General features: G+C 67.5%; 6 protein-coding genes and 1 tRNA gene. 3 read left to right on the top strand and 4 right to left on the bottom strand.

Going from position 1 to position 6,969, the window contains the following annotated elements:
• Positions 1–63: 63 nt before the first annotated feature.
• From CG50_RS16295 to CG50_RS12615, 4 genes are all read right to left on the bottom strand, one after another.
• The gene (locus CG50_RS16295; protein ID WP_051909986.1) at positions 64–1,566 is read right to left on the bottom strand and encodes a relaxase/mobilization nuclease domain-containing protein; all 1,503 of its coding nucleotides are present in this window, start codon (positions 1,564–1,566) and stop codon (positions 64–66) included.
• Positions 1,563–1,907, bottom strand: coding sequence for a MobC family plasmid mobilization relaxosome protein (locus tag CG50_RS12625; protein WP_051909985.1), 345 nt, complete (start codon positions 1,905–1,907; stop codon positions 1,563–1,565). Before CG50_RS12625 ends, CG50_RS16295 begins: the two co-directional genes overlap by 4 nt.
• Positions 1,908–2,075: 168 nt before the next feature.
• Positions 2,076–3,167, bottom strand: a complete 1,092-nt coding sequence (locus CG50_RS12620) for a helix-turn-helix domain-containing protein (RefSeq protein WP_036638990.1) — start codon at positions 3,165–3,167, stop codon at positions 2,076–2,078.
• Positions 3,168–3,457: 290 nt separating this feature from the next.
• A tRNA-Arg gene (locus CG50_RS12615) sits at positions 3,458–3,534 on the bottom strand.
• 354 nt (positions 3,535–3,888) lie between these two features.
• Between CG50_RS12615 and CG50_RS12610 the strand changes: the two genes are divergently transcribed.
• From CG50_RS12610 to CG50_RS12600, 3 genes are all read left to right on the top strand, one after another.
• Entirely contained in the window at positions 3,889–5,160 is a 1,272-nt protein-coding gene (locus CG50_RS12610; protein ID WP_036638986.1) for an NAD(P)/FAD-dependent oxidoreductase, read from the top strand.
• A gap of 97 nt (positions 5,161–5,257) precedes the next feature.
• Positions 5,258–6,244 (top strand): D-2-hydroxyacid dehydrogenase, encoded by a 987-nt coding sequence (locus CG50_RS12605; RefSeq protein WP_036638984.1) that lies wholly within the window; start codon positions 5,258–5,260, stop codon positions 6,242–6,244.
• A gap of 8 nt (positions 6,245–6,252) precedes the next feature.
• Positions 6,253–6,969 (top strand): aminotransferase class I/II-fold pyridoxal phosphate-dependent enzyme (locus tag CG50_RS12600; RefSeq protein ID WP_036638982.1); only part of this gene is annotated, 717 nt, incomplete at its 3' end.

The following is a 6,969-nucleotide window of genomic DNA, read 5'->3' as shown; positions in this document are numbered from 1 at the left end:
CAAAACTGTCCGGAAAATGGGGACCACCTCATACAATCCGCACTGATGCACTTCCGTGCGTCCTCACCAGTGTGAAAATCCCCTGCGCCGCGGCGAGCCCTGAGGCCCGGGCCGACCGGTCAGCCGGGCGACAACCTTCTGAGCAAGCTCAGCAATTGCCGCTGCCCCTCTTCCAAGGCGCGCAACCGTTCCTCGACCGAAGAGGTCAGCAAGCTCTCGCAACGTGCCAGATCGGCGTTCACAGTCCTGAGCGAGCGTTCCAATTGCGCCATGCCGGCGTCGGCGTCTTTCGACATGGTCAGCAAACTCTCGACGCAGCGCAGCAGCTCTTTTTCGAGCGGGGTCAGCTCGTCCATCGGGCAGGGGCTCCTCTGGTTCGGGGGATCGGGACAGCAGGGCGGGCCGCTTCCGCCGTCGCACAGGTTGGCGAGGCGCAGCCCGCTCCCAGGGAAGTTCCGGGCGCGGCTCGGGCGTTTCCGGAGGGGACACTTCGGGCACGTCATCCAGCTTCAGGATCGGCGCCGGCACCAGCGGATCTTGCGGCGCGCCGTTCCGGGCCATGAAGGCCGCGGTCAGACGCGCCCCCTCGACCGCATCCGCCGACTTCCGCACCCTTCCGCCATAACGGGCCCGGTTGGAGGCCGCGCGGCGCGCGATGGCTGCTTCCAGCTTCAGACGCAGTTCCTCGACATGTTCGGGCGGCGCTACCTTGTGGCATTCGCCAGCTGCCCGCGCCGCCTTGCCCGAGAAATACTCCTCTGCCGTCCAGTCCTCGTGAAAGATCCGGTCTTCCAGCCGGTAGGTTTCGCGGGTGTCGGTCGAACCGATCCGGCGCAGGGTGACGCGGGTTGCCGGGCGCTTCGGGCGCGCGCTCTTGCGCCGTGTTTCGCGGGGCGGTTTGATCTCCAGCCCCGCATCGCCCAGACCGGCGAGCGCGGCAAGGATCCCGGCGTGATCGCGGATCTCTCCGGCCTCGATCCGTTCGATCATCAGCGCGTGGATCGCGGAACGGATCGCGCCGCGCTCGCCCTGTTCGACCACGGGGCGCAGGTCGCGGCGCCGGGCCGGATCCGCCGGATCGGCCCAGCCCTTGCGCGCGTTCCAATAGTCGCGAAAGGCGTTGAAATAACGCTCCGCCCCGGGCGGGGCCGGGTTGAAAGCGCGGCCGCGGTGCAGTTCCGTGCGCGGGATCAGGAAATGCAGCTCGACATTGCCCTGATGGCGGTGCCGCACCCAAAGGATATCGCGCTGATCCGGGGCGAGGCCGGCGAAGGCCGCGGCCTCGAAGCCCGCGCGGACCTCCGCCTGTTCGGTCTCGTCCGGTGTATCCGAAGCCGCGAAAGCGATCACGCCCGAGGTGTAGCGCCACTTGCGCGGGCAGGCGTCGATCAGGGCGCGGGTGCGTTCCGGATCGCCGCCCAACACCTCGGGCAGGATCGCGCGATGCCTGGTCTGGTCGGGAATGGGGCGGCGTGCGTCGTCGTAGGCGCGCACCTCGGCGGCGAGCAGATAGTCGACCGCCGCCGCACCGTTGCCGTCGCCCTGATCGAAGAAACGGATGATCATCGCGAGAAGCTCTCCAGCGCGGCGCGCAGGGCGCGGTTGATCTCGATCAGCTCGGCCAGCACCGCGAGCGCATCCAGCGGTGCCCCGCTGCGGTGGGCGGCATTCAGCGCGCGGGCGATCTGGTTGAGGTTGTTGCCCGCCCGCGCCACCTGCACCAGCAGCCGGTGATCGACCGCGGGCGGAGCCCGCCGCCGCCCCGAGGGCGCCCCGTCGAGGGCCGCGCGCAGATACTCTGACAACGGCATCTGATGCGCTGCGGCCTTCGCCTTCCAGCGCGCGCGTTCCTCTTTCGAGCAGCGCACATGCAGCGAACAGCTGCGATCCGGCAAGAGTTCTGTCATGCGTGCTCGCCCTGTTTCGCAGCGGGGTTGGGGTCGAGGGGAAGGGTGTCCCTTCCCTCGCAAGGTGCGGGGGCGTAGCCACAAGCGTAACCTTGCTAAATGCCGAAACCGGGAAAGTCGCCTACTCCGGGCCAGACTGAGCTACCGCGTTTTGAGCCTCTCATCGCCTCAGCCCTCCCGCTCCAGCCGGACCAGAAACTGCCGCAACTCGGCAAGCAGCCGGTCGGCGACCCCGCGCCGCCTTGCCTCGCGCCGGATCATGCCACCGAAGGTCTTCGGCAGATTCCGCACGCGGTATCGGTCGCGTCTTTCGGCATTTCGATCGACCAGCATCAGGCACAGGCTGGCCCGTTCCTCGCCCAGAAGATCGCAGCTGCGCTGCCAGTCTCCGGCCGGCACGCCATGCTCCATCGCCCGGTCCCGCGCGGCCATCGCGATCGCCTGCCATCCCGGGGCTCGCCCCGGATCCAGGGCCGAGGCATAAAGCCGGATCGCCTCTCTCAGCCCGTCCGAGGCCAGCAGCCAAAGCTGCGCCGGGGTGGTCTGCGGCGTCGGCAGGGCCTCGCTACAGGTTTTGATATTGGTTTTCTTCTTCGTATCAGGTCGGACATTTTCGTCCGCCGCCGCGGACGGGGAGGTCTGACCAATCGGGGCAGAAAAATCGGCAAGCACCGCTTCCAGCGCGGAAATGACCGTCTCCAGCTTCTCCCGCGCGCCGATCTCCGAAGCCCGCAGGCGCGGCAGTACCGCGCGGGCGGCCGAAAGCGCCTCTGCGCAATCCAGATCGCGGATCTCTCGGATCAGAGCGGTGATGCGGGCGCGATCTTCCTTCAGCCGCTCGGTTCGCCGGGCCGCGGCCTGTGACAAGCGCCGGATCTCGGCCGCGCGCTCGATCAGCGGAGCGAAGTTGATCCCCCAGGCGGCGGCGATCCGCCCATCTTCCGCCCGACGTCCATCGCGCGACCGGTTGTGCCGCGCCGTGCGCAGAATGAAACCAAGACGTTCCAATGCGGCTTCGATCCGGCAGATCTGCCGCGGGCTGAGGCCAAGCTCATCGGCCAGACGACCGACCTTGTACCAGATCGCGCAGATATGGCCGCGGGCAAAGTCCTGCGGGCTGAGCCTGGTGAAGGCGAACCGCAGATAGGCAATCTCGCCTTTTCCGAGACCGAGCTGATGCCGCAGCCGGTCCAGCATGTTGAGCAAGGTGAACGGGGGGAGTCCTTCGGGCAGGCCGGAATGGGTCAGGCGGGCACTCATGAGCGCACCTCCGCCCCGAGGGCCACGATTGCATTTTGGCCCCGATCCGGGTAATCTGCCGGCAGGAAGTTTCGCGCTTTCTGTTCAATGCTGACCCCGGACTCGGTTGCCGCCGAGCCGGGGTTTTTCATGCGGATTTGTGGCGCCTGAGCGGCGAAGATGCCTCCCGCCTGTACGGGATTTGTACCGGCGTTCTTCCTCCGTTCGATGGTTCGGCACGGAAAATCCGGACGGAAGCTGCATCCGCACCGAGGTGGAATGCCGCATCTTGCTGATTTCACAGGAATAAATGGTGACCCCGAGTGGATTCGAACCACCAACCTGCCCCTTAGGAGGGGGCTGCTCTATCCAGTTGAGCCACGGGGCCAGCCTTTGTCTTCTGCGCAAGAAGCGGCCAAAACGCAAGTCCGAGATGTAGCCCATGCCCCGGAATTCGCCGCGCTGCGCGATGGCCGACGGCCGCGAGCGGGGCGGGGCGTCGTGCCGGGCGGGATTTCGGACGGTTTCGGCTTGCCTCTGCGGCACACGGGCAGGCGATGACTTAAAATCATCCACGAGCGAAATTTTCAGCCATTTCAAGATACGGAGAGGCATGGCACACAATCCTTGTCGCGTCCGGAGACCTGTCGTGCCGGTCCCCGAGGCGCGTCGGCAGGCCGCTGCGCGGCCATAATTCGACTGCCCCGAACGGCGTTTCGTCCGGGCCAATGAGGAAAAATCCGTGGCGTCTTCTTCCAGACATGTCGTCGTCGTCGGGTCCGGCATCATCGGCGCCTCCTGCGCAGCCGAGCTGACCGGCCGCGGGTTCCGGGTCACGCTGGTCGATCAGGCGCTGCCGGGCGGCACACAGGCGGCCAGCTATGGCAATGGCGCCTTCCTCAGCCCGGCCTCGATCATTCCGATGTCGTTCCCGGGAATGTGGCGCAAGATCCCGGGCTATCTTCTCGATCCGCTCGGGCCTGTGGCGATCCGCTGGCGCTATCTGCCGCGGCTGCTGCCGTGGCTTTGGCGCTATCTGCTCGCGGGGGTCACGGAAACCCGGTTCCGCCGCACCGCCGGGCTTCTGAACGCGTTGCTGCGCGACGGGCCGGACCGTCATACCCGCCTTGCCGCGCTGACCGGGCAGGAGGATCTGATCCACCGCAAGGGGCTGGTCTACGCCTTCGCCGACCGTGCCGCCTACGAGACCGAGGGCCTCAGCTGGCGGGTGCGGCGCGACAACGGTATCGAGACCCGCGAACTCGACCGCGACGCGCTGCACGCGCTGATCCCCGACCTCGCACCGTCCTACGGCTTCGGCATTCTGGTGGTTCAGGGGGCGCATTGCACCGATCCGGGCGGCTATGTCGCGGGGATCGTGTCGTGGTGCGAAGGGCAGGGCGTGCGCCTGACCCAGGGCCGCGTGACCGGGTTCCTGTCCGAGGCGGGCCGGCTCAGCGCCGTGTGCACCGACCGCGAGACGCTGCCGTGCGATGCGGTGATCATCGCGGCCGGCGCGCGCTCGGCCGCGCTGGCGAAGCTCGCGGGCGACCGCGTGCCGCTCGAGAGTGAACGCGGCTACCATGTCGAGATCCCGAATGCCGGCCTCGGCCCCGAGATCCCGGTGATGCCGCAAGACGGCAAGATGGCCAATACCATGACCCGCGGCGGGTTGCGCGCCTCGGGTCAGGTAGAGCTGTCGGCGACCGATGCCGCCCCCGACTGGCGTCGCGCCGATGTGCTTCTGGGGCATCTGATGCGCACCTATCCCGCCCTTGCCGCGCGCCGCGATGAACTGGTGGTGAACCGCTGGCAGGGCAACCGCCCCTCAACCCCGGACGGGCTGCCGGTGATCGGCCGGGCGAGCGGGCTGAAGGGCGTGTTCCACGCCTTCGGTCACGGTCACGTCGGGCTGGCCTCGGGTCCGAAAACCGCCGAAATCGTCGCCGACCTGATCGAGGACAAGGCCGTCCCGGCCGAGATCGCCGCCTTCTCCGCGCGCCGCTTCCGATGATCTGAGCCGGCCGCCCCTTTCCCCCTCCGAGCCCGCCACGGCCTGCCCGTCAGGCCGCGGCCTCTTGCATCCTGAACAGACCGAGGACCGTGACGAAATGACCCTGACGACGACGCTTCTGCCCGCCAAAGACAAGCTGCGCCTGTGTTTTGCCCACGGCGCCTACAACATGAAGCCGATCTTCGACCGCGCCGGTCATGGCATCGAGACGATCCAGGTCTCGACCTATGACGACCTTCAGGCCTGCCTGCCCGAGGTCGATGTTCTCGTGGTCTCGGGGCTGTGGAAAAACGACCTGCTCGCCAGCACCGGGCGGCTGAAATATCTGCAGTCGGTCAGCTCGGGGACCAATCAATACGACCTGGCGGCGTTGCGCGAGCGCGGCATCGTTCTGGCCAGCGGTCAGGGCGTGAACAAGAATGCGGTGTCCGAACATGCCATCGGGCTGATGTTGTCGCTGACCCGGCGGCTGGCGCTGGCGCGCGACAATCAGGCCAAAGCCTGGTGGCGCCCCGAGCAGACCGACCCGGCCGAGCGCGAGGACGAGCTGCCCGGCAAGACCATGCTGATCGTCGGCCTCGGCGGTATCGGCGATCGCATCGCGCGGCTGGCGAAGGCCTTCGACATGAAGGTGATCGGTGTGCGCCGCGATCCGGCCCGGGGCGCGGGCTTCGCCGACGAGGTGCACAGCTTCCGCGACGTCAAGGCGCTTCTGCCGCGCGCCGATGTGGTGGTGCTGAGCTGCCCGCTCACCGACGAGACGCGCAACATGATCGACGCCGAGGCGATCGCGCTGCTGAAACCCACCGCCTTCCTGATCAACGTCGCCCGCGGCGGTTGCGTCGAGGAACCGGCGCTGATCGCGGCACTTCAGGCCGGCCGCTTCGCGGGGGCGGGCCTCGACGTGATGGCGGTCGAGCCGCTGCCGAAGGATTCGCCGCTGTGGTCGATGCCGAATGTCGTGCTGACGCCGCATACCGCGGGTGAAACCCGCCGCTACGAGGTGAACGTGCTCGACATCCTGACGCGCAACCTCGACAAGCTTTGGGCGGGCGATACCGCTCTCGTCAACCGGATCGTGTGAGGACTGCAATGACTGACGTTTCCGTTCCGTTTCGCAAGGCCAGCCGGCTTGCCACGCAATCGGTGTCCGAGATCCTGCGCATCGGCGCGCGCGCGGCCGAGATGCGCAAGGCCGGGCTTCCGGTCATCGTCCTCGGCGCGGGCGAACCCGATTTCGACACGCCCCCGAATGTCGTCGAGGCCGCCTATGCCGCGATGAAGGCCGGCGAGACGAAATATACCGCGCTCGACGGCACGCCGGCACTGAAGGCGGCGATCATCGCCAAGTTCCGCCGCGACAACGGCCTTGAGTTCACCGCGCGCGAGGTCACGGTCTGCGCCGGTGCCAAGCAGGTGATTTTCAACGCGCTGATGGCCACGCTCGATCCCGGCGATGAGGTCATCATCCCGACGCCCTACTGGACGACCTATTCCGCGATGGTGGACATCGCCGGCGGGCGCGCGATCACCATTCCCTGCGGCGCCGAGGCGGGGTTCCGGCTGACGGCCGAGCAGCTCGAGGCGGCGATCACTCCGAAAACCCGCTGGCTGATGCTGAACTCGCCCTCGAACCCGAGCGGCGCGGCCTACCGCCCCGAGGATTACCAGCCGCTTCTGGAGGTTCTGGAGCGTCACCCGCAGGTCTGGCTGATGTCGGACGAGATCTATGAACATATCGTCTACGATGGCTTCCGTCCGGTGACGCCGGCGGCGCTGGCGCCCTGGGTGCGGGCGCGCACGCTGATC

The organism is Paenirhodobacter enshiensis, assembly GCF_000740785.1.
In the GTDB taxonomy this organism is placed as follows: Bacteria; Pseudomonadota; Alphaproteobacteria; order Rhodobacterales; family Rhodobacteraceae; genus Rhodobacter; species Rhodobacter enshiensis.
The sequence above is the reverse complement of the archived record's forward strand: the minus strand, read 5'-3'. Positions and strand labels throughout refer to the sequence as shown.

Coding starts and splice junctions, on each gene's coding strand:
- CG50_RS12625 (WP_051909985.1), bottom strand. CDS start 1,907: ATGACAGAACTCTTGCCGGATCGCAGCTGTTCGCTGCATGTGCGCTGC.
- CG50_RS12620 (WP_036638990.1), bottom strand. CDS start 3,167: ATGAGTGCCCGCCTGACCCATTCCGGCCTGCCCGAAGGACTCCCCCCG.
- CG50_RS12605 (WP_036638984.1), top strand. CDS start 5,258: ATGACCCTGACGACGACGCTTCTGCCCGCCAAAGACAAGCTGCGCCTG.
- CG50_RS16295 (WP_051909986.1), bottom strand. CDS start 1,566: ATGATCATCCGTTTCTTCGATCAGGGCGACGGCAACGGTGCGGCGGCG.